Genomic DNA, 20274 nt, shown 5'->3' on the forward strand with positions numbered 1-20274 from the left:
TCCTGCCGGTGTCCCGGTCAGTCGTGCCACGCCCCGAGGTCCTCCAGCAGCCGCTGGAGCGGCTCGAAGACGCCCGGCGTGCCCGCGACCGCCAGTTCCCGCGACGGCCCCTCACCGGGCCGTCCGCCGGTCAGCGCGCCGGCCTCCCGGGCGATGAGGTCCCCGGCCGCGTAGTCCCACGGGTGCAGGCCCCGTTCGTAGTACCCGTCCAGCCGGCCGCAGGCCACGTCGCACAGGTCGACGGCCGCCGAGCCGCCGCGCCGGATGTCGCGCAGCACCGGGATCAGCCGGGCGGCCACCGCGGCCTGGTGGGTGCGCACCTCGGCGACGTAGTTGAAACCGGTGGAGACCAGGGCCTGGTCCAGCGGGGGCGCGGGCCGGCAGGCGAGCGCCCGCTCGCCCTCCCACGCGCCCGTGGCCCAGGCGCCGCCGCCTCGCACGGCGTGGTACGTCTCGCCGCGCATCGGCGCCGCGACGACCCCGACGACGGTCTCGCCGTCCTGCTCGGCGGCGATGGACACCGCCCAGGTCGGCAGCCCGTACAGGTAGTTGACCGTGCCGTCCAGCGGGTCGATCACCCAGCGGATGCCGCTCGTGCCCTCGGCCGAGGCCCCCTCCTCGCCGAGGAAGCCGTCGTCGGGGCGCCGGCCGGAGATCAGGTCGGTGATCAGCTTCTCGGCCGCGATGTCCATCTCGGTGACGACGTCGATGGGGCTGGACTTCGTCCGGGCCACGGCCAGGTCGCTCGGGCGGCCGTCGCGCAGCAGCTCGCCGGCCCGGCGGGCGGCCTCGCGGGCGAGTGCGAGCAGGTCCCGGTGCAGGGGGTCGGTCACGGCTCTCCTCACGCTTCGGTGCTGTCGGCGCCCGCGGCGGCGGGGCGCGGGGTGCGGGCCGGGCAGCAGCCGACCGGGCACACGTCGTGGCTCGGGCCGAGGGCGCCCAGGGCGCAGGGGGTGACCTCCCGGCCGCGCTCGGCGGCGGCCCGCTCCAGGATCAGCTCGCGGACGGCGGCGGCGAACCGCGGGTCGGCGCCGACGGTGGCCGAGCGGCGCACCGGCAGGCCCAGCTCCTCGGCCTTGGCCTTCGCCTCGGTGTCGAGGTCGTAGAGGACCTCCATGTGGTCGGAGACGAAGCCGATGGGGGCCATGACCACGGCGGGGACGCCGGCGGCGTGCCGCTCCTCGAGGTGGTCGCAGATGTCGGGCTCCAGCCACGGGATGTGCGGGGCGCCGGAGCGGGACTGGTAGACGAGCCGCCAGGGGTGGTCGACGCCGGTGCGCTCGCGGACGGCGTCGGCGATCAGCCGGGCCACGTCCAGGTGCTGGGCGACGTAGGCGCCGCCGTCGCCGTGGGACTCCACGGGGCCGGAGGTGTCGGCGGCGGAGGTGGGGATGGAGTGGGTGGTGAAGGCGATGTGGGCGCCCGCGCGGACGTCCTCGGGCAGGTCGGCGAGGGCGCGCAGCACGCCGTCGGTCATGGGCTCGACGAAGCCGGGGTGGTTGAAGTAGTGCCGCAGCTTGTCGACGGCCGGCGGTTCCAGGCCCTCGGCCCGCAGGGCGGCCAGCGCGTCGGCGAGGTTCTCCCGGTACTGCCGGCAGCCCGAGTAGGAGGCGTAGGCGCTGGTGGTGAGGACCAGGACGCGCCGGCGGCCGGCGGCCGCCATCTCCCGCAGGGTGTCGGTCAGATACGGCGCCCAGTTGCGGTTGCCCCAGTAGACCGGCAGGTCCAGGCCGTGTCCGGCGAAGTCCTCGCGCAGGGCCCGGAGCAGGGCGCGGTTCTGGTCGTTGATGGGACTGACCCCGCCGAAGAGGAAGTAGTGCTGCCCCACTTCCTTGAGGCGTTCCTTGGGGATGCCGCGCCCGCGCGTGACGTTCTCCAGGAACGGGACCACGTCGTCCGGGCCTTCGGGGCCGCCGAAGGAGAGCAGGAGCAGGGCGTCGTACGGGGTGGCATCGAGCGCGTCTGGCATGAGTCGATCCTGCCACCCGGCACCGACAGCCGGACAACAGCCGGGCGACGAGTCGGATCAGGGCTGTTTCAGGCGATTTGTCCAGATGCCCATATTGGCGCTTTCCGGACCACCGGCACGGGTTCAGTTAGGTGGCCCTTACTTGTAACCTGTATCGGCGATATTCACGCCTTACCGAGCCGCTTCGGAGACCCCGTGCCCAGCCCCTACAGAGCCTTGTTCGCCGCGCCCGGCACCAAGGCCTTCTCCGCCGCCGGATTCCTCGGCCGGATGCCGCTGTCGATGATGGGCATCGGCGTGGTCACGATGGTCTCCCAGGTCACCGGGCGGTACGGCCTCGCGGGCGCCCTGTCGGCCACTCTCGCGCTGTCCGCCGCCGCCGTCGGACCGCGCGTCTCCCGGCTGGTGGACCGGCACGGACAGCGCCGGGTGCTGCGCCCCGCGACCCTGGTGGCCCTGACCGCGGCGGCCGGGCTGCTGTGCGCGGTCCGGTTCCGGTGGCCGGACTGGGTGCTGTTCGTCTGCGCCGCCGGGACCGGCTCGGTGCCGAGCCTCGGTGCGATGATCCGGTCCCGCTGGGCCGCGCTGTACCGCGGCACGCCCCAGCTGCACACCGCCTACTCGTTCGAGTCGGTGGTGGACGAGGTCTGCTTCATCTTCGGGCCGATCATCTCCATCGGCCTGTCCACGGCCTGGTTCCCGGAGGCGGGCCCGCTGCTGGCGGCCTGCTTCCTCGTGGCCGGCGTCTTCTGGCTGACCGCCCAGCGGGCCACCGAACCGGCGCCGCACCCGCGCGAGGCGCACGACGGCGGCAGCGCCCTGCGCTCGGCGGGACTGCGGGTGCTGGTGGCCACCTTCGTGGCGACCGGGTCGATCTTCGGCGCCGTGGACGTGGTGACCGTCGCCTTCGCCGACGAGCGCGGCCACAAGGGCGCCGCGAGCGTGGTTCTCGCGCTGTACGCGGCCGGTTCCTGTGTGGCCGGCGCGGTCTTCGGGCTGCTGCGCTTCGGCGGGGCGCCGGAACGCCGCTGGCTGCTGGGCGTGGCGGCGATGGCCGTGAGTATGATCCCCCTCCTACTGGTCGGAAACCTGCCGCTTCTGGCCGTGGCGCTGTTCGTTGCGGGGCTGTCCATCGCGCCGACGATGATCACGACGATGTCCCTCATCGAAGAGCACGTACCTCGCGCGCGGCTCACCGAGGGCATGACCTGGGTGAGCACCGGCCTGGCGGTCGGCGTCGCGCTCGGCTCCTCCGCGGCCGGCTGGGCGATCGACGCGGCCGGGGCACGGGCCGGGTACGGGGTTCCGGCCGTGTCCGGGGCCGTCGCGGTCGTGGTCGGTTTCCTCGGGTACCGCCGGCTGCGCAGGCCGCCGGCGGCGGGGCGGGGAGGCACCGTTGAGCAGCACGGCGAGCGGGACGTACGGAACCTGGCGTAACTGGGGCGGCAACGTCCGCGCACGGCCCGCCCGGCAGGTCGCGCCGGCCTCGGTGGAGGAGCTGGCCGCGGCGGTGCGCCGGGCGAGGGAGGACGGCCTGAGGGTGAAGGCGGTCGGCACCGGCCACTCCTTCACCTCGATCGCCGCCACCGACGGCCTCTTGATACGCCCGCAACTGCTGACGGGCATACGCGGGATCGACCGGCGGTCCATGACGGTCACGGTGGAGGCGGGCACTCCGCTCAAGAGACTCAATGCCGCCCTCGCGCGCGAAGGTCTGTCGCTCACCAATATGGGCGACATCATGGAGCAGACCGTCTCCGGGGCCACCAGCACCGGCACCCACGGCACGGGCCGCACGTCCGGCTCCCTCGCCGCGCAGATCAGGGGACTCGAACTGGTCACGGCCGACGGTTCGGTCCTCACCTGCTCCGAGCAGGAGAATTCCGAGGTCTTCGCCGCCGCCCGGCTGGGCCTGGGCGCCCTGGGCGTCGTCACCGCGATCACGTTCGCCGTCGAACCCCTCTTCCTCCTGACCGCGCGGGAAGAGCCGATGCCGCTGGAACGGGTCCTGTCCGAGTTCGACCAGCTGTGGGCGGAGAACGAGCACTTCGAGTTCTACTGGTTCCCGCACACCGGGAACACCAACACCAAGCGCAACAACCGCAGCGCCGGTCCCGAACGCCCCGTGGGACGGCTGGCCGGCTGGTTCGAGGACGAGTTCCTGTCCAACGGGGTCTTCCAGGCGGCCCAGTGGGTCGGCCGCGCCGCGCCGGCCACCGTTCCGGGCATCGCGCGGATCTCCAGCAGGGCCCTGTCCGCGCGGACGTACACCGACATCCCCTACAAGGTGTTCACCTCGCCGCGCCGGGTGCGCTTCGTGGAGATGGAGTACGCCGTCCCGCGCGCCGCGCTGGTGGAGACCCTGCGCGAGCTGCGGGCCGTGATCGACCGCTCGGGGCTGCGCATCAGCTTCCCGGTGGAGGTGCGCACCGCCCCGGCCGACGACATCACCCTGTCCACCGCCTCCGGCCGGGACAGCGCCTACATCGCCGTGCACATGTTCCGCGGCACGCCGTACCAGGCGTACTTCACCGCCGCCGAGCGGGTCTTCACCGCGCACGAGGGGCGCCCGCACTGGGGCAAGGTGCACACGCGGGACGCGGAGTACTTCTCCCGGGTGTATCCGCGCTTCGGCGAGTTCACGGCGCTGCGGGACCGTCTCGACCCGGATCGGCTGTTCCAGAACGACTATCTGCGGAGGGTGCTGGGGGCGTAGCGGGCGCCGTGGCGGACGTGCCGGGCGCGCTGGGCGTGGGGCTCGGGGTGGCGGGGGCGGACGGGGTGGTCGGAGTGGCCGGGGTGGCGCTCGGGGTCCTGTCCGGACCGGTGCCCGGCCCGTCGTCCGCCGAACCGCCGGGCGCGGGGGACGAGGTGCCGGGGGCCGTCGCGCCGCCGGACGGTGTGTGCCGCGGGGACGGCGTGTCCGACGGGGACGGTGTGTCGTCGGACCGGGTGCCGGAGGAGTTCCGGCCGGAGACGGCGTCGCTCACGGTCGTGCCCTTGCCGCCGCTGAAGCTGTTGCCGGAGACCAGTTCGTACACCGTGATGCCGGCCATCGTGACCCCGAACACCAGGGCGGCGGCGACCAGCGGACGGCGCCAGCTCTTCACCCGGGCGCGGTAGACGGTGCCCGCGGTGAACTCGCCCGGCACCGGCGCCGCCTGTCCCCGTGGCCGGGCCGCCACCACCGTCTTCTCCCTCAGCTGCTCCCCGGTCCGCTTGAAGAAGTGCTGGAAGACCGAGCCTCCGCAGGTGGCCAGGACGCTGACGACGCCCGCGCCGAGGATCGTGCCGTACACCCCGAAGTACGAAGCCAGTTTGGCCGCCACGACCGCCGCCACGGCGCTGCCCGCGACCTGGGGGACGTTCAGATCGATCCGCTTCCGCCCCGTATCGGGTGTCTCACGCATACCCGGACCTTGCCTGCCTTTCCCGTACTTGATCGACATTGACCGACCGACTGCACGAGAAGGGGACGTACGGACGAAACCATTAGTTCCGTTTCTGGCGATTGCGTGAACTTCACCACGTTCATGATCGACAAATCCGGTTGCGAACGGCCAAGTCGCACCCCTTGCGAGAAGTTGGCCAGCGAGCCAATCCACGCACGTGGCCCGAATGGAGTACTGTTGCGAGCCCTGGGAACCGGTCTCCCACCAGGGTGTCCGCGACCACGCAATGATCGCCGGGAGGGGACTAGTTGCACAGGGTGACGGAATTGGTCACTTAGCGTGGCGAACAGGTAACCGTGCCATAACGGCGGTCCCGGGCCCGCGCCCGACACGCCGGGCAACTCGGCAAGGTTGTGGCAGGCTGCACCCGGGCAGGCCACACTCGACTAGCGGAAGCAGCGACGCACGTGACGTCGGCAGGCACCACCCGGGAGGTCCCCATGCCCGAACTGCGTGTCGTGGCCGTCTCGAATGACGGCACACGGCTGGTGCTGAAGGCTGCCGACTCCACGGAGTACACACTTCCGATCGACGAACGCCTGCGCGCCGCCGTGCGTGGCGACCGGCCGCGTCTCGGCCAGATCGAGATCGAGGTCGAGAGCCATCTGCGCCCGCGCGACATCCAGGCGCGGATACGGGCCGGAGCCACCGCGGAAGAGGTCGCACAGCTCGCCGGCATCCCCGTCGACCGGGTGCGGCGCTTCGAGGGGCCCGTGCTGGCCGAGCGCGCCTTCATGGCCGAGCGCGCCCGCAAGACCCCGGTCCGCCGTCCCGGCGAGAACTCCGGCCCGCTGCTCGGCGAGGCCGTGCAGGAGCGGCTGCTGCTGCGCGGCGCCGACAAGGACACCGTGCAGTGGGACTCCTGGCGCCGCGACGACGGCACCTGGGAGGTGCTGCTCGTCTACCGGGTCGCGGGCGAACCGCACTCGGCGAGCTGGACGTACGACCCGCCCCGGCGGCTCGTCCAGGCCGTCGACGACGAGGCGCGCTCGCTGATCGGCGAGTCCGACGACCTCGCCGCGCCCGAGCCGAGCTTCCCGTTCGTCCCGCGGATCGCCCGGCTGCCGCGCGAACGCTCGATGGACCGTGCGCTCGAACGGCTGGACCGGGAGCGGCCCGGACTGCCCGCGCAGCCGTCGGAGCCGGCCGAGGAGGGCACCGGCGAGCGTGACTCGCTGACCAGCCTGCTGGAGGCCGTGCCGAGCTTCAGGGGCGATCTCGTCGTCCCGGAGCGCCCGTCGGAGTCCGCGGAGGAGCCCGGCGACGAGCCCGCCGCCGAGGAGCCGCCGGCGCCCGCCGCCTCGGCGGGTTCCGCCTACGCGGACGTCCTCATGCCGCGCTCCGTCGGCAGCCACCGCGACCGGCTCGTCGGCGCGACGGACCGCCAGGCCGAGGCCGACGGCGTCCGCCCCGGCCGCCGCGCCGCCGTGCCGAGCTGGGACGAGATCGTGTTCGGCACCCGCCGCAAGAAGCAGGAGTAGGCAACCGGGAAAGGGGGGGGCACGCGCGCGTGCCTCCCCTCTTCCTGGCCTTGGCCCTGTCGCGGTCCGCTTCCAGGCGCCGGTCCTATCGCGGGTCCGCCCCGACCGCCACCGGACGCGACGGGTCCGAGGACCACTGCGACCAGGAGCCGACGTACAGGGCCGCCGGAATGTCCGCCACGGCCAGCGCGAGCACCTCGTGGGCGGCGGAGACGCCCGAGCCGCAGTACACGCCCACCTCGGTGTCCCCGGAGACCCCCAGCGCCTTGAAGCGGTCCCTCAGCTCCGCCGCGGGCAGGAAACGGCCGTCGGGACCCACGTTCTCCGTCGTCGGCGCCGACACCGCGCCCGGGATGTGCCCGCCGACCCGGTCGATCGGCTCCACCTCACCCCGGTACCGCTCCCCCGCGCGGGCGTCCAGCAGCACACCCGTACGGGCCAGCGCCGCGGCCCCGTCCGCGTCCAGCAGGCCGCCGGCCGCCGGCGCCGGGACGAAGTCGCCTTCGGCCCGGGCCGGCGCCTCGGTCGACAGCTCACCCGGCCAGGACGGCAACCCGCCGTCGAGGACCCGCACGTCCGGGTGACCCGTCCAGCGCAGCAGCCACCACGCGCGCGCCGCCGCCCAGCCCTGTCCGCCGTCGTACACGACGACCGGCCGGGCCGCCGACACGCCCGCGCGGCGCATCGCGGCGCCGAATTCCGCGAGGTCGGGCAGCGGATGCCGGCCCTCCGCCCCCGGCGCGCCGGCCAGCTCCCGGTCCAGGTCGACGAAGACCGCGCCGGGAAGGTGTCCGGCCGCGTACTCGGCCCGGCCGTCGAAGGCCGGCGCGCCCGCGGCCCGGGCCAGGCTGAGCTGCCAGCGGACGTCCAGAAGTAGGGGCGGGTTGTCGCCGGCCAGCGCGAGCGCGAGGTCGGATGCGGTGATGATGGCTGTCATGGGGTCCATCCATACGTCAGGGGTGGCCGCGGCGTCCAGGTCCGACTACTCTGCTCGGCCGGACAGGCTCGATCACCCGGCGTACGGGATCGAGCACGTGGTGTACAAACGGCGGACACCCCTCGGCCATCGCCGAGAAGCGGTGAAAGACGGCAGATCGGGCATCCTCTCGTGGGTACGGCGAGCGGCGCGGTACGACCCCGCGGCGCCCGGAGGGTGCGGGGACCGGCACGGGCGTACGCGCCGACGGCGTGGACGTCCCTTCCGGACGGCGGAAGCGACACGGCCACCGCGAGGGGCCGGGGAGAGAGTGATCGATGACCGAGGCACGGGAGCCGGCCGGTCCGCACGCGCGGCGTCTGCCCGGCACACCCTGCTGGGTGAGTCTGATGACGCACGGGCTGGAGGCCACCGAGGCGTTCTACGGCGAGCTGTTCGGCTGGGAGTTCCGGCCGGGTCCGCAGCAGCTCGGCCCGTATGTGCGGGCGCTGCTCGACGGGCGCGAGGTGGCGGGCGTGGGCCGGCTGCCGACGGGCCGCCGGCTGCCGGTCGCCTGGACGCCGTACCTCGCCTCGGACGACGTGGACCGCACGGCCGACACGGTACGGCTGTGCGGCGGCACGCTGGCCGTCGGCCCGCTGGACGCCGCCGAGGCCGGGCGGATGGCGATCGCCTCCGATCCCTCCGGTGCGGTGTTCGGGATCTGGCAGGGTGCCGCGCATGCCGGCACGGCGGTCACCGGCGTGCCCGGCGCCCCCGTGTGGAACGAACTGCTCACCTTCGAGACGGAAAGCGTCGCGAAGTTCTACAAAAGCGTCTTCCGCTACCAGGACGAGCCGGTGGTCTCCGCCGGCACCGACTCGCTGGCCCTGCTGCTGGACGGCCGTCCGGTGGCCGAGCTGCACGGGGTGGGCCAAGGGCTGCCTCCGGGCCGCGGGCCGCACTGGCGGACCTACTTCGAGGTCGCCGACCTCGACGTGACACTGCGGCAGGTCGCCGAGCTGGGCGGCCGCGTGCTGGCACCGGCGCACGACGGACCGCACGGGCGGACGGCGACGGTGGCGGACCCGGAGGGCGCCGAGTTCTCGGTGGTCCAGGATCCGCGCTGAGCGCTCAGGAGGACGGGACGGGCAGGACGTCCGGGGACAGGGCCGCCGCACGGGCGGTGGCGGCGGTCATCCGGCGCCGGTGGTGACGGCGGCACAGCACCTCGTAGCCGACCTCGCCCGCGGTCTGGTTGACGTCGCCGACGACCACCTGGGCGCCCTCGACCACCATCTCGCCGTCTATCGTCCGGGCGTTGTGCGTGGCCCGGGCGCCGCACCAGCACAGCGCCTCCACCTGGAGCACCTCGATCCGGTCGGCCAGTTCCACCAGCCGCTGGGAGCCGGGGAACAGCTTGGAGCGGAAGTCGGTGGTGATGCCGAAGGCGAAGACGTCCAGGCCGAGATCGTCCACCACGCGCGCGAGCTGGTCGATCTGCTCGGGCGCGAGGAACTGCGCCTCGTCCGCGATCACATAGTCGGCCCGGCCGCCCTGGGAGAGATGGTCCACGAGGTACGCGTACAGGTCCTGGCCGTCCTCGACCTCCACCGCGTCGGTGACCAGGCCCAGCCGGGAGGACAACTTGCCCTCGCCGGCGCGGTCGTCGCGAGTGAAGATCATGCCCGCCAGGCCGCGCGCGGACCGGTTGTGCTCGATCTGCAGAGCCAGCGTCGACTTCCCGCAGTCCATCGTTCCGGAGAAGAACACCAGCTCGGGCATGAGGGGTTGAGCACCTTTCGGCAAAGGGAGGGGGCAGGGGGTCAGGAACGTACTTCGAGCAGCGGGACGAGCTGTTCCGCCGGGGTCATCGAGCCGTGGTTGCCGACCAGCGCCGACTCCTTGGGCTCCCGCTCCGAGGCGATGATCAGCACGTCGTCGTGCGCGGCGGCGACCACGTCCCCGATCCGCTGGTACACGCGCTCGTCCACGTGCGGTCCGAACCAGCCCGCCGCGATCGCCTCGTCCCGCGAGGCCACCCAGAACTGCTCCCCGAGCACCTCGCGCCACACGGTCAGCACGTCGTTCCCGGCGCCCGGGACCGCGTACACGTGCCGGGCCCGGCCCTCACCGCCGAGCAGCGCGACGCCGGCCCGCAGCTCCCAGTCCTCGTCGAAGTCGATGCGGTGCCGCTCGTCGAACGGCACGTCGACCATGCCGTGGTCGGCGGTGACGTAGAGGGCGCTGCGCGGGGGCAGCTGCTCGGCCAGCCGCTGGACGAGCCGGTCGACGTACATCAGCTGGCCGCGCCAGGTGTCGGAGGCGATGCCGTAGCGGTGTCCGGAGCCGTCCAGCTCGGCGTAGTACGTGTACACCAGCGAGCGGTCCCCGGCGGCCAGCTGCTCGGCCGCGAGGTCCATGCGCTCCTCGCCGGTGAGCCGCCCGTGGAAGGTGCCGCCGCTGAGCGCGACCTTGGTGAGCGGGGTGTGCTCGAAGGCGGGCGAGGTCACCTGGGCGGTGTGCACGCCGGCCTCGTGGGCCAGCTGGAAGACGGTCGGGTACGGCTGCCAGGGGCCCGGCTCGGTGTACGGCTGCCAGCGGAGCTGGTTCATCAGCTCGCCGGTGGCCGGGTTGCGCACCGCGTACCCGGGCAGGCCGTGCGCGCCGGGCGGCAGGCCGGTGCCGACGGAGGCGAGGGAGGTCGCGGTGGTCGCCGGGTAGCCGGCGGTGAGCGGGCGGCCGGTGCCGCCGCGGGAGCTGCCGAGCAGGGAGGTCAGGAAGGGTGCCTCGTCCGGGTGGGCGGCGAGCTGCTCCCAGCCGAGGCCGTCGACCAGGAAGACGCAGACCCGGTCGGCGGGGGCCAGCTCCCCGATGGAAGCGGTCAGGCCGGGCACGCCCAGGCCGGCGGCGAGGGTGGGCAGCAGGTCGGCCAGGGAGCCGCTGCCGTACTCGGGCAGCGGCGCGGTGGTCAGGGCGAGGGGCTCCGGGTGGTCCCAGGCGGAGAGCTGGGACATCAGCGCGTGAGGTCCGCGGTCGCCTCCGAGATGGCCTGCGCGAAGGCGAGCGCCTGGCGCACCGTCTCCGGGCCGTCCCCGGCCTCGCTCACGCGCAGGCTGAGGTCGTCCGCCGTGGAGCTGCCCGTGTAGCCGTGGTCGGCGTCGCAGTTGGGGTCGCCGCAGGCGGCGGGCTCCAGGTCGATGCGGTTGACCGCGCCCCAGCCGATGGTCAGCACGACCTCGCGGGGCAGCGTGCCCGGCGTGTACTGCTCCGGGTTCGCGACCACCCGGCTGACCACCACGGACGAGACCCGGTCGAGCTTCACGGACTCGGTGGAGGTGGTGGCGTACGGCGTCGGGGAGGTGCTGTCGGCGGCCTGCTCGTCGGTGTGGCTGACGATGAAGCGGTTGCCGGTGAGGACCAGCACGGTGACGTGCCGGCGGACCTCGTTCTGGTCGAACGTCGTCTCCTGGTGGACCAGGTACGACCGGACGGGCTCGCCGCCCACCGCGGCCTCCACCGCCTCGGCCACGAGGGCCGGGTAGTAGCCGCTGCGCTCGATCGCCGCGCGCAGCCCCTGGGTCGTCGTACTGGTCTTGGCCATGGCGTCCATCCTAATCCGTGGGCAAGGGCACTCCGGGCCAGTCGGACGGACCGGGGGCGGGGGCCGGGGCGGGCGGGTGCCTCCGTGCGGGGGCCCGGACACGAGTCCCGGGTGGTTCTCCGGCCGGTCGGCGGCGATCGGGCAGGAGGCCGGGCCGGGGCCGCCGGCGTCCGCCTCGCAGGCGGTGGCGGACGGCCGGGGTGCCGCCCGGCGCCTGCCGGGGCCGTGCCGTCTCCTCGGCGGTGGGCTCGCGGAAGACGGGGTCCCGGACGGCGGCGGGGCACGCGGCGGAGGCCGGGCCGACGAAGATCGCTTCCGGACCGTGGTGGCGGGCGAGGTCGTATACGGCGGCGGGCCGGAGCCGTCCGGCGTCCCGGCCGGTCACCTCCCGTCCCACCAGCTCTCCTCGGGCCTCCGGGCGGGCGGCGGCTCTCCACGGGTCCTTATGCCGCGTCAGTAGGCCGGCATCGTGCGCGGGCCGAGGTCGTCGCGGGCGGGCGGGGGCGCGAGCCGTACCGTGGCGCCGAGGACGCTCGCCCCGTGCGGGGCGACGACGACCGGCTCCAGGGTGACCGCGACCACCTCCGGGTGGTCGTCGACCAGCCGGGACACCCGCAGCAGCAGCTCCTCCAGCGCCGGGGTGTCCACGGGTGTGGAGCCGCGCCAGCCGAACAGCAGCGGCGCGGTGCGGATGGACCGCACCAGCGAGGTCGCCTCCCGGTCGGTGACGGGGATCAGCCGGTGGGCCATGTCGCCGAGCAGCTGGGAGGCGGCGCCGGCCAGGCCGAAGGACAGCACGGCCCCGGCCGCCGGGTCGATCACCGCGCGGACGACGGTGTCCACGCCCCGGGGCGCCATCGCCTGCACCACCGGCCGCAGTTCCTCCGGCCGGCCGAACAGCTCGGTCAACTCGGTGTACGCGCGCAGCAGTTGCTCCTCGTCGGCGAGGTCCAGGCGGACGCCGCCCAGGTCGGCGCGGTGCCTGAGGTGCGGGGCGGTCGCCTTGAGGGCCACCGGATAGCCGAGCGCGCGGGCGGCCCGCACGGCGGCGTCCGGGCCGGGCGCGGGCAGGGCGCGGCGCACGGGGATGCCGTACCGGCCGAGCAGCTCGCAGGTGTGCTCGTCGGAGATGGTCAGCCCTTCGCCGCGCGCGAGCAGCTCGCCGATCAGCCGGGCGGCCCCCTTCTCGTCGATGTCGTCGAACTCCGGCACCTTCCCGGGATCGGCCGCCTCCCGCCGCCACTGCCCGTACTTCACGGCCTCGGCGAGCGCCCGCACCGCGCGCTCGGCGGCGGGGTAGGCGGGGATGAGACGGGTGCCGTCACGGGGAGGTGCCGGAGGTTCCCCGGCGGATGCGGCCGGCGTGGCGGGCCGCATGCGCACCGCTTCGGTGCCGGCCGTGCCGGGCGCCCTGTCCGCGGCCCCCGGCGCGGTGCTCGTCGCGGCCGACAGCGCCTGCGCCAGTCCGCCGAGTTCCACATGGACCACCAGCACCGGCTTCCCCGGCACCGCCGCCGCGGCCGACCGCAGCGCCGCTGCCAGTTCCGCGTCCCCGGGCGAGCCTTCCCCGATCGCGGGGATCGCCGTGACGACGACGGCGTCGTTCGTGTCGTCGGCCAGCGCGGCGGCCAGCGCCCGGTGGAAGTCCTCCGCCGTCGCCCCGGTGGTCAGGTCCACCGGCCGGTCCGGCCGCAGCCCCTCCGCCACGCACCGGTCGTACGTCAGCACGCCCAGCGACTCCGAGTTGCCGAGGATGGCCACGCGCGGCCCCGCGGGCAGCGGCTGCCGGGCGAGCAGCAGCCCCGCGTCGACCAGCTCGGTGATCGTGTCGACCCGGATCACCCCGGCCTGCCGCAGCAGCGCGGACACGGTCGCGTGCGGCAGCCGGGTGGCGCGCACGGCGTGGCCCTGCGGGGCGGTGCCGGTGCCCTGCACGACGACCAGGGGCTTCGCGGCGGCCGTCCGCCGGGCGAGCCGGGTGAACTTGCGGGGGTTGCCGATGGACTCCAGGTACATGAGGACGACATCGGTGTCCGGGTCGTCGTACCAGTACTGGAGGACGTCGTTGCCGGAGACGTCGGCGCGGTTGCCGGCGGACACGAAGGTGGAGACGCCGGTCACCCCGGTCACCCCTCCCCCGCGCCGGTGCAGCCGGGACAGCAGGGCGATGCCGATGGCGCCGGACTGGGCGAAGAGCCCGATGCGGCCGGGGCGGGGCGGCTCGGGGGCGAGCGAGGCGTTGAGCCGGACGCCGTCGGCGGTGTTGATGATGCCGAAGGCGTTCGGGCCGATGAGGCGCATGCCGTAGGCGCGTGCGGCCCGGACGAGCGCGCGCTGCCGTTCGCGCCCCTCGGGCCCGCTCTCGGCGTACCCGGCGGAGAGCACGACCAGTCCCTGGACGCCGTGTTCGCCGCACTCGGCGACCACGGCGGGCACGTGCTCGGCCGGTACGGCGACGACGGCGAGGTCCACGTGCCCGTCGATGTCGCGCACCGAGCGGTGCGCGGGCACGCCGTCGATCTCCTTGAGGTCTTCGGGGAAGGCCTTGTTCACGGCGTGCAGCGGGCCCGGGTAGCCGGCCTCGCGGATGTTGCCGAGGATGCCGCGGCCGACTCCGCCGGGGGCGCGGCCGACGCCGACGACCGCGACCGAGCCGGGCGCGAGGAGCCGCCGGACCGAGCGGGCCTCGGCGCGCTGTTCCCGGGCGTGCTGCACGGCCACGGAGCGGTCGGTGGGTTCGAGGTCCAGTTCCAGGCGTACGACGCCGTCCTCGAAGCTGCGCTTCTGGGTGTAGCCGGCGTCCGTGAACACCTTGATCATCTTGGTGTTGGCGGGCAGCACCTCGGCGGCGAAGCGGCGGATGCCGCGCTCGCGCGCGACGGCCGCGATGTGCTCCAGGAGGGCGGAGGCGACGCCGCGGCCCTGGTGGGCGTCCTGGACCAGGAACGCGACCTCGGCCTCCTCGGCGGGCGCGGTGGCAGGCAGGCCGTCGCCGCCTATGCGGTCGTAGCGTACGGTGGCGATGAACTCGCCGCCGATGGTGGCCGCGAGCCCCACCCTGTCCACGAAGTCGTGGTGCGTGAAGCGGTGGACGTCCTTGGCGGACAGGCGTGGATAGGGCGCGAAGAAGCGGTAGTACTTCGACTCGTCCGAGACCTGCTCGTAGAAACTGACCAGGCGGTCGGCGTCATCGACGGTGATGGGCCTGATGCGCGCGGTGCCGCCGTCGCGCAGCACCACGTCCGCCTCCCAGTGGGCGGGGTACTGGTGCCGGTCCTGCGGGTCCGCCGAGGTCTGCATGGGCCCCAGAGTAAGGCTCGCGTACGACAACGGCGCGAGGCAGGCTATGGGGGGCGAACGCCGGACCGAGGCCGCGGTCCGGCGCCGCTCCGGGGCGGGTCTTCGGGCCTGCTCCGGGCACGCTCCACGGTATGGGAAACTGGTCTAGACAACCCTGAACACTGAAGGGCAGCAACACATGGCTGAGCGCCGCGTCAACGTCGGCTGGGCCGAGGGTCTCCACGCCCGCCCCGCCTCCCTCTTCGTCCGAGCCGCCACGGCCACAGGCGTCCCGGTGACGATCGCCAAGGCCGGGGGCAACCCCGTCAACGCGGCCTCGATGCTGGCCGTCCTGGGCCTGGGCGCCCAGGGAGGCGAGGAGATCGTCCTCGCCTCCGACGCCGAGGGCGCCGACGCCGCCCTGGACCGTCTGGCCAAGCTGGTCTCCGAGGGCCTGGAGGAACTGCCCGAGACCGTCTGAGAAGAGCGGGGAAGCCGCGCCGCCCGCACCGGGTGGCGCGGCTTCCGCGTATCCGCGGCCACTTGTGTCGTCCCTACGGCTTTCCGTCGGCCGAATTCGCCGCCGCCGGCCGAAGGACCGCGCCCGAGAATTCCTTGCACCACGAAAAGGGCAGCAGAAAACGCCCGCCGCCGAATAACCCTCTTCTTTGTATACGGCGCCCGTGTTAATGTCGCAGACCCGACATGTTTACGGCATGTTGCGAAGTCCTCACACGTTCGCCGGCGCCGGAAAAGCGAAGCCGGTGCGCGCCGGTCGCGCGTTCCGCGTGCAGAGCGGTCAGCGCCCGCGCCCGTTCGCCGTCCCCGCGCGCCACCGCGTCCACGATCGCCCCGTGTTCCGCCCAGTACTCCACCGGGCTCACCGGCGCCTCCACCGCGTACATCCAGGCGATCTTGTGGCGCAGCTGGGTCAGCACCGAGGTGAGCGAGGGGCTGCCGCAGGCCTGGGCCAGCGTCTCGTGGAACCAGCCGCCCAACGAGCGCAGATCCTCGCTGTTGCCCTTCCTGGCCCGCTCCTGTCCGAGCCGGACCAGGCCGCGCAGCACCTTCAGATGGGCCTCCGTGCGCCGCTGGGCGGCCCGCGCGGCGCCCAGCGGCTCCAGCAGCGTCCGCATCTCCAGCACGTCGGCGGCCTCCCGCTCGGTCGGCTCGGCCACGCACGCGCCCGCGTGCCGGCGCGTCACCACGAAGCCCTCGGCCTCCAGGGTGCGCAGCGCCTCGCGCACGGGGACGCGCGAGACGCCGTAGCGGCGGGCCAGGACTTCCTCGGTCAGCCGGCTGCCGCGCTCGTAGACACCGGCGACGATGTCGTCCCGGACAGCGGTGCACACCGAGTGCGCCGGAATACGCATGACCGACCTCCGCCTTAATCCCCGTGAAACGCCGACGATGGACGCGTGTTCCGTGACTCTATTCCAGTCGGCCGGAATTTCCGACGGCGGGTCCTAATCCATGGATATTTTTTGGACAACGGAACCGGCGGAGAGCATGAAAAACGGCGAAAGCCCCGGCTCGGTGAGCCGGGGCCGCCAAGGAAGGCGCGAGGCGCGTCAGATGTGCACGCCGTGGTTGCGGAGGTAGGCGACGGGATCGACGTCGGAGCCGTAGTCCGGGCTCGTGCGCGCCTCGAAGTGCAGGTGCGGGCCGGTGACGTTGCCCGTGGCGCCGGAGAGACCGATCTGCTGGCCCGGCACGACCTTCTGGCCCACCGTGACGCCGATGGACGACAGGTGCCCGTACTGCGTGTACATGCCGTCGGCCATCCGGATCACGACCTGGTTGCCGTACGCCCCGCCCCAGCCGGTGGAGACGACCGTGCCGGAGCCCACCGCGTGCACGGTGGTGCCGGCGGCCGCGTGGAAGTCGATGCCGGTGTGCGAACCGGAGGACCACAGGGAGCTGGAGGCCTGGTAGGCCGTGGAGACGTAGGAGTGCTCGATGGGGGCGACGAAGGCGTTCAGCCGGCGGCGCTCGGCCTCGCGCGCGGCGCGGGCCCTGGCCTCGCGCAGCTCCTCGGCCCGTTCGGCGGCCGCCTTCGCGGCGGCCTCCTCGGCCGCCTTCCGGTCGGCGGCCTCCTGCTGGGCGGTGGCCTGCGCGGCGATCTGCGCGGCGACGTCGTCCGTGGCGGCGAGGACCGGGGTGAGGCCGGTCTGGTCCACGGGGTTGTCGGCGGCGAGGGCCGGGGAGGCGGCGAGGGTGCCGATGACACCGGTGGTGGTCAGGGCCGCGACGCCGGCCGCCTGCGCGGTCGTCCGCTTGACCCGCCCGGGCTTGCGGTGCTTCCCGGTGGCGCACATGAACGCCATGAAGTGGCTGGTCCTTTCCTTCCCTCTCGCCTACCGGGTTAGCTGACGGGTTCGGAGCAGGAAGGTCTCCTACGGACTCCCTCGCGGGCGCCCGATTCACCCCAGGGACGATGGGTCCCCGGCTCCCCTGGCTCGCGCCGTACGGGGACTCGGCGATGACTGTCCGGTGCCGCGGGTGCGGCGCACTGCCTGACGAACAGCCCGGACGACGCTACGGCGGCCCGCTTTCGATCCTCAAACGGATCCGGCTTTTTGTAGCGCATCCCACAGGTCAGACAGGCAACCTCCGCACCAAAACGGGCATCTGAGGAACCGAGTGGAACAGCGTGGGGCCCTGACGGCTCGTAAGCCGTCAGGGCCCCACGCGCGCGTACGCCGGACGGGCCGGCCGCGTCGCTACTCGGCCGACACCACGCTCACCGGGCCGATGCCGAGCGCCTCGACCGGTGCCTTGATCTGGGCGGCGTCGCCGACGAGGACGGTCACCAGGCGGTCCACCGGGAAGGCGTTCACGACGGCCGCGGTGGCCTCCACCGTGCCCGTGGCGGCCAGCTGCCGGTACAGCGTCGCCTGGAAGTCGTCGGGCAGGTGCTGCTCGACCTGGTCGGCCAGCGTGCCCGCGACGGCCGCCGCGGTCTCGTACTTCAGCGGCGCCACGCCGACGAGGTTCTGCACGGCGACGTCCCGCTCGGTGTCGGTCAGCCCCTCCGCGGCGACGGTGCGCAGCACCTTCCACAGGTCGTCCAGCGCCGGACCGGTGTTCGGCGTGTCCACGGAGCCGCTGATGGCGAGCATCGCCGCGCCGCTGCCGTCCGGCGCGGACCTGAGGACCTGCCCGAAGGAGCGCACGCCGTAGGTGTAGCCCTTCTCCTCGCGCAGGACGCGGTCCAGCCGGGAGGTGAGGGTGCCGCCGAGGCAGTACGTGCCGAGCACCTGGGCGGGCCACACCCGGTCGTGCCGGTCGGGACCGATCCGGCCGATCAGCAGCTGCGTCTGCACGGCGCCGGGCCGGTCCACGATGACCACGCGCCCGGTGTCGTCGGCGGTCACCGGCGGCACCGGCCGGGGCTCGCCGGGGGTGCCGGTCCAGGCGCCCAGGGTGTCGGCGAGCAGCGCGTCGAGGTCGGTGCCGGTCAGGTCGCCGACGACGACCAGAGTGGCGGTGGCGGGCCGCACATGGCGGTCGTAGAAGGCGCGTACGGCCGCGGCGTCGATCTTCTCGACGGTCTCCTCGGTGCCCTGGCGCGGCCGGGACATGCGCGAGGTCGCCGGGAACAGCTCCTTGGAGAGTTCCTTGGCGGCCCGGCGGGAGGGGTTGGCCAGCTCGTGCGGGATCTCGTCCAGGCGGTTGCGCACGAGGCGCTCGACCTCGCTCGGGGCGAAGGCGGGGGCGCGCAGCGCGTCGGCGAGCAGGCCGAGGCCCTTGGCCAGGCGGGAGGCGGGGACCTCCAGGCCGAGCCGGACGCCGGGGTGGTCCGCGTGCGCGTCCAGGGTGGCGCCCGCGCGCTCCAGTTCGGCGGCGAACTCCTCCGCGGAGTGCTTGTCGGTGCCCTCGGAGAAGGCGCGCGCCATGATCGTGGCGACGCCGTCCAGGCCGGCCGGCTCGGCGTCCAGCGGCGCGTCCAGCAGCACCTCGACGGCGACGACCTGCTGGCCGGGCCGGTGGCAGCGCAGCACGGTCAGGCCGTTGTCGAGCGCGGTGCGCTCGGGGGCGGGGAACGCCCACGGCCTGGCCTCGCCGGGCTGCGGCTGAGGGTGGAACTCCATGGTGGCGAGCTCGGTCACTTGGCCGTCTCCTCGTTCTCGGTCTCGTCGCGGCCCGCCTCTACGGTCGCTTCCTGCTCCGGGTCCTGCGGCACGTCGGCGTCCGGGGCGGCCTCCGGGGACTTCGGTTCGTAGACGAGGACCGCGCGGTTGTCGGGCCGCAGGCGGGCCGCCGCGACCTCCTGGACCTCCTGCGGAGTGACCTCCAGGACGCGCTTGACGGCGGTCAGGGCGAGCTGCGGGTCGCCGAACAGGACGGCGAACCGGCACAGTTCGTCGGCGCGGCCGGCGACCGTGCCGAGCCGGTCCAGCCACTCGCGTTCCAGCTGGGCCTGGGCGCGCTCCATCTCCTCGGCGGTGGGGCCCTCCGCGGCGAAGCGGGCCAGCTCCTCGTCGATGGCGGCCTCGATCACCGGCACCTCGACGTCACCGGAGGTCTTCACGTCCAGCCAGCCCATGGAGGGCGCGCCGGCCAGACGCAGCAGGCCGAAGCCGGCGGCGACGGCCGTACGGTCGCGGCGCACCAGGCGGTTGTACAGGCGGGAGGACTCGCCGCCGCCGAGGATGGTCAGGGCGAGGTCGACCGCGTCGCACGCGCGCGTGCCGTCGTGCGGGAGCCGGTAGGCGGCCATCAGGGCGCGCGCCGGGACCTCCTCCACGAGGACCTCGCGCTTCTGCTCGCCGATGATGTCCGGCAGGGAGCCGTCGCGGGGCGCGGGCTTGCCGTCGTGGGAGGCGATGGAGCCGAAGTACTTCTCGATCCAGGCGAGGGTCTGCTCCGGGTCGATGTCGCCGACCACGGAGAGCACCGCGTTGTTCGGCGCGTAGTAGGTGCGGAAGAACCGGCGGGCGTCCTCCAGGGTGGCCGCGTCCAGGTCCGCCATCGAACCGATCGGCGTGTGGTGGTACGGGTGGCCCTCCGGGTAGGACAGGGCGGTCAGCTTCTCGAAGGCGGTGCCGTAGGGGACGTTGTCGTAGCGCTGGCGGCGCTCGTTCTTGACGACGTCCCGCTGGTTCTCCATGGACTCCTCGTCCAGGGCGGCCAGCAGCGAGCCCATGCGGTCCGCCTCCAGCCAGAGGGCCAGCTCCAGCTGGTGGGCGGGCATGGTCTCGAAGTAGTTGGTGCGCTCGAAGCTGGTGGTGCCGTTCAGCGAGCCGCCGGCGCCCTGCACCAGCTCGAAGTGGCCGTTGCCCTTGACCTGTGCCGAGCCCTGGAACATCAGGTGCTCGAAAAGGTGAGCCAGGCCGGTACGCCCCTTGACTTCGTGGCGGGAGCCGACGTCGTACCAGAGGCAGACCGCCGCCACCGGGGTCAGGTGGTCCTCGGAGAGCACCACGCGGAGACCGTTGGCCAGGCGGTGCTCGGTCGCTGTCAGGCCCCCGGAGCCTGCCTCGGCTGTGGTCGTGTGACCCATGGGCATGTACGTCCCTTCGCGAGCGGAGGCGGTTGATGGAAACCGCGGTTTTGCTGCCGTTCCTGCC

Annotated in this window: 17 protein-coding genes and 1 riboswitch; of the genes, 5 read left to right on the forward strand and 12 right to left on the reverse strand. The window is 73.6% G+C overall.

Translation table 11 applies throughout. The features are described from left to right. Positions 1-17: 17 nt before the first annotated feature. Together SCK26_RS09610 and SCK26_RS09615 are read right to left on the reverse strand one after the other, a co-directional pair. Positions 18-833, reverse strand: a complete 816-nt coding sequence (locus SCK26_RS09610) for an inositol monophosphatase family protein (protein WP_318200858.1) — start codon at positions 831-833, stop codon at positions 18-20. An 8-nt stretch (positions 834-841) separates the two neighbouring features. After that, entirely contained in the window at positions 842-1969 is a 1128-nt protein-coding gene (locus SCK26_RS09615) for a ferrochelatase (protein WP_318200859.1), read from the reverse strand. A 195-nt stretch (positions 1970-2164) separates the two neighbouring features. Between SCK26_RS09615 and SCK26_RS09620 the strand changes: the two genes are divergently transcribed. Then, on the forward strand, positions 2165-3406 hold the full coding sequence (locus tag SCK26_RS09620) for an MFS transporter (RefSeq protein ID WP_318200860.1): 1242 nt from the start codon (positions 2165-2167) through the stop codon (positions 3404-3406). Then, a complete protein-coding gene (locus SCK26_RS09625) occupies positions 3366-4685 on the forward strand; it encodes a D-arabinono-1,4-lactone oxidase (RefSeq protein ID WP_318200861.1) in 1320 nt (439 codons plus the stop codon). Before SCK26_RS09620 ends, SCK26_RS09625 begins: the two co-directional genes overlap by 41 nt. Here SCK26_RS09625 and SCK26_RS09630 read toward each other — a convergent pair. After that, entirely contained in the window at positions 4609-5379 is a 771-nt protein-coding gene (locus tag SCK26_RS09630; protein ID WP_318200862.1) for a hypothetical protein, read from the reverse strand. The two genes, SCK26_RS09625 and SCK26_RS09630, sit on opposite strands and share 77 nt — an antisense overlap. 482 nt (positions 5380-5861) lie before the next feature. Here SCK26_RS09630 and sepH point away from each other — a divergent pair, with 482 nt between their 5' ends. Further along, positions 5862-6902: a septation protein SepH gene (gene sepH / locus SCK26_RS09635; RefSeq protein ID WP_318200863.1), complete on the forward strand. Its 1041-nt coding sequence runs from the start codon at positions 5862-5864 to the stop codon at positions 6900-6902. Positions 6903-6987: 85 nt separating this feature from the next. Here the strand turns inward: sepH and SCK26_RS09640 are convergent, their stop codons facing one another. Beyond that, positions 6988-7839 carry a sulfurtransferase gene (locus SCK26_RS09640; protein ID WP_318200864.1) on the reverse strand — a complete coding sequence of 284 codons (852 nt, stop codon included), beginning with the start codon at positions 7837-7839 and terminating at the stop codon, positions 6988-6990. Between the two features lie 317 nt (positions 7840-8156). Between SCK26_RS09640 and SCK26_RS09645 the strand changes: the two genes are divergently transcribed. Then, on the forward strand, positions 8157-8948 hold the full coding sequence (locus SCK26_RS09645) for a VOC family protein (RefSeq protein WP_318200865.1): 792 nt from the start codon (positions 8157-8159) through the stop codon (positions 8946-8948). 4 nt (positions 8949-8952) lie between these two features. Here the strand turns inward: SCK26_RS09645 and SCK26_RS09650 are convergent, their stop codons facing one another. The 4 genes from SCK26_RS09650 to SCK26_RS09665 all read right to left on the reverse strand — a co-directional run bounded on the left by SCK26_RS09650 (position 8953) and on the right by SCK26_RS09665 (position 14722). Continuing rightward, a complete protein-coding gene (locus SCK26_RS09650) occupies positions 8953-9603 on the reverse strand; it encodes a thymidine kinase (protein ID WP_318200866.1) in 651 nt (216 codons plus the stop codon). A 41-nt stretch (positions 9604-9644) separates the two neighbouring features. Beyond that, complete coding sequence (locus SCK26_RS09655) at positions 9645-10835, reverse strand: alkaline phosphatase family protein (protein ID WP_318200867.1); 1191 nt, start codon at positions 10833-10835, stop codon at positions 9645-9647. Further along, positions 10835-11422 (reverse strand): DUF5998 family protein, encoded by a 588-nt coding sequence (locus tag SCK26_RS09660; RefSeq protein ID WP_245172793.1) that lies wholly within the window; start codon positions 11420-11422, stop codon positions 10835-10837. The genes SCK26_RS09655 and SCK26_RS09660 overlap by 1 nt, the downstream gene beginning before the upstream one ends. Before the next feature lie 453 nt (positions 11423-11875). Beyond that, complete coding sequence (locus SCK26_RS09665; protein WP_318200868.1) at positions 11876-14722, reverse strand: GNAT family N-acetyltransferase; 2847 nt, start codon at positions 14720-14722, stop codon at positions 11876-11878. 178 nt (positions 14723-14900) lie between these two features. Between SCK26_RS09665 and SCK26_RS09670 the strand changes: the two genes are divergently transcribed. Further along, the gene (locus SCK26_RS09670; protein ID WP_030609104.1) at positions 14901-15182 is read left to right on the forward strand and encodes an HPr family phosphocarrier protein; all 282 of its coding nucleotides are present in this window, start codon (positions 14901-14903) and stop codon (positions 15180-15182) included. A 205-nt stretch (positions 15183-15387) separates the two neighbouring features. Here SCK26_RS09670 and SCK26_RS09675 read toward each other — a convergent pair whose 3' ends face one another. The 4 genes from SCK26_RS09675 to SCK26_RS09690 form a co-directional block, all read right to left on the reverse strand. Beyond that, positions 15388-16074, reverse strand: a complete 687-nt coding sequence (locus SCK26_RS09675; protein ID WP_318200869.1) for a GntR family transcriptional regulator — start codon at positions 16072-16074, stop codon at positions 15388-15390. Positions 16075-16272: 198 nt separating this feature from the next. Then, the gene (locus tag SCK26_RS09680) at positions 16273-17028 is read right to left on the reverse strand and encodes a M23 family metallopeptidase (RefSeq protein WP_318200870.1); all 756 of its coding nucleotides are present in this window, start codon (positions 17026-17028) and stop codon (positions 16273-16275) included. 12 nt (positions 17029-17040) lie between these two features. Further along, a riboswitch (cyclic di-AMP (ydaO/yuaA leader) is annotated at positions 17041-17193 on the reverse strand. A 231-nt stretch (positions 17194-17424) separates the two neighbouring features. Further along, positions 17425-18813 (reverse strand): pitrilysin family protein, encoded by a 1389-nt coding sequence (locus tag SCK26_RS09685; RefSeq protein ID WP_318200871.1) that lies wholly within the window; start codon positions 18811-18813, stop codon positions 17425-17427. Next, the gene (locus tag SCK26_RS09690) at positions 18810-20213 is read right to left on the reverse strand and encodes a pitrilysin family protein (protein WP_318200872.1); all 1404 of its coding nucleotides are present in this window, start codon (positions 20211-20213) and stop codon (positions 18810-18812) included. The genes SCK26_RS09685 and SCK26_RS09690 overlap by 4 nt, the downstream gene beginning before the upstream one ends. Positions 20214-20274: the final 61 nt, after the last annotated feature.

Source organism: Streptomyces sp. SCL15-4 (assembly GCF_033366695.1).
GTDB lineage: Bacteria > Actinomycetota > Actinomycetes > Streptomycetales > Streptomycetaceae > Streptomyces.

Coding starts and splice junctions, on each gene's coding strand:
- SCK26_RS09615 (WP_318200859.1), bottom strand. CDS start 1,969: ATGCCAGACGCGCTCGATGCCACCCCGTACGACGCCCTGCTCCTGCTC.
- SCK26_RS09630 (WP_318200862.1), bottom strand. CDS start 5,379: ATGCGTGAGACACCCGATACGGGGCGGAAGCGGATCGATCTGAACGTC.
- sepH (WP_318200863.1), top strand. CDS start 5,862: ATGCCCGAACTGCGTGTCGTGGCCGTCTCGAATGACGGCACACGGCTG.
- SCK26_RS09640 (WP_318200864.1), bottom strand. CDS start 7,839: ATGACAGCCATCATCACCGCATCCGACCTCGCGCTCGCGCTGGCCGGC.
- SCK26_RS09645 (WP_318200865.1), top strand. CDS start 8,157: ATGACCGAGGCACGGGAGCCGGCCGGTCCGCACGCGCGGCGTCTGCCC.
- SCK26_RS09650 (WP_318200866.1), bottom strand. CDS start 9,603: ATGCCCGAGCTGGTGTTCTTCTCCGGAACGATGGACTGCGGGAAGTCG.
- SCK26_RS09655 (WP_318200867.1), bottom strand. CDS start 10,835: ATGTCCCAGCTCTCCGCCTGGGACCACCCGGAGCCCCTCGCCCTGACC.
- SCK26_RS09660 (WP_245172793.1), bottom strand. CDS start 11,422: ATGGCCAAGACCAGTACGACGACCCAGGGGCTGCGCGCGGCGATCGAG.
- SCK26_RS09665 (WP_318200868.1), bottom strand. CDS start 14,722: ATGCAGACCTCGGCGGACCCGCAGGACCGGCACCAGTACCCCGCCCAC.
- SCK26_RS09670 (WP_030609104.1), top strand. CDS start 14,901: ATGGCTGAGCGCCGCGTCAACGTCGGCTGGGCCGAGGGTCTCCACGCC.
- SCK26_RS09675 (WP_318200869.1), bottom strand. CDS start 16,074: ATGCGTATTCCGGCGCACTCGGTGTGCACCGCTGTCCGGGACGACATC.
- SCK26_RS09680 (WP_318200870.1), bottom strand. CDS start 17,028: ATGGCGTTCATGTGCGCCACCGGGAAGCACCGCAAGCCCGGGCGGGTC.
- SCK26_RS09690 (WP_318200872.1), bottom strand. CDS start 20,213: ATGCCCATGGGTCACACGACCACAGCCGAGGCAGGCTCCGGGGGCCTG.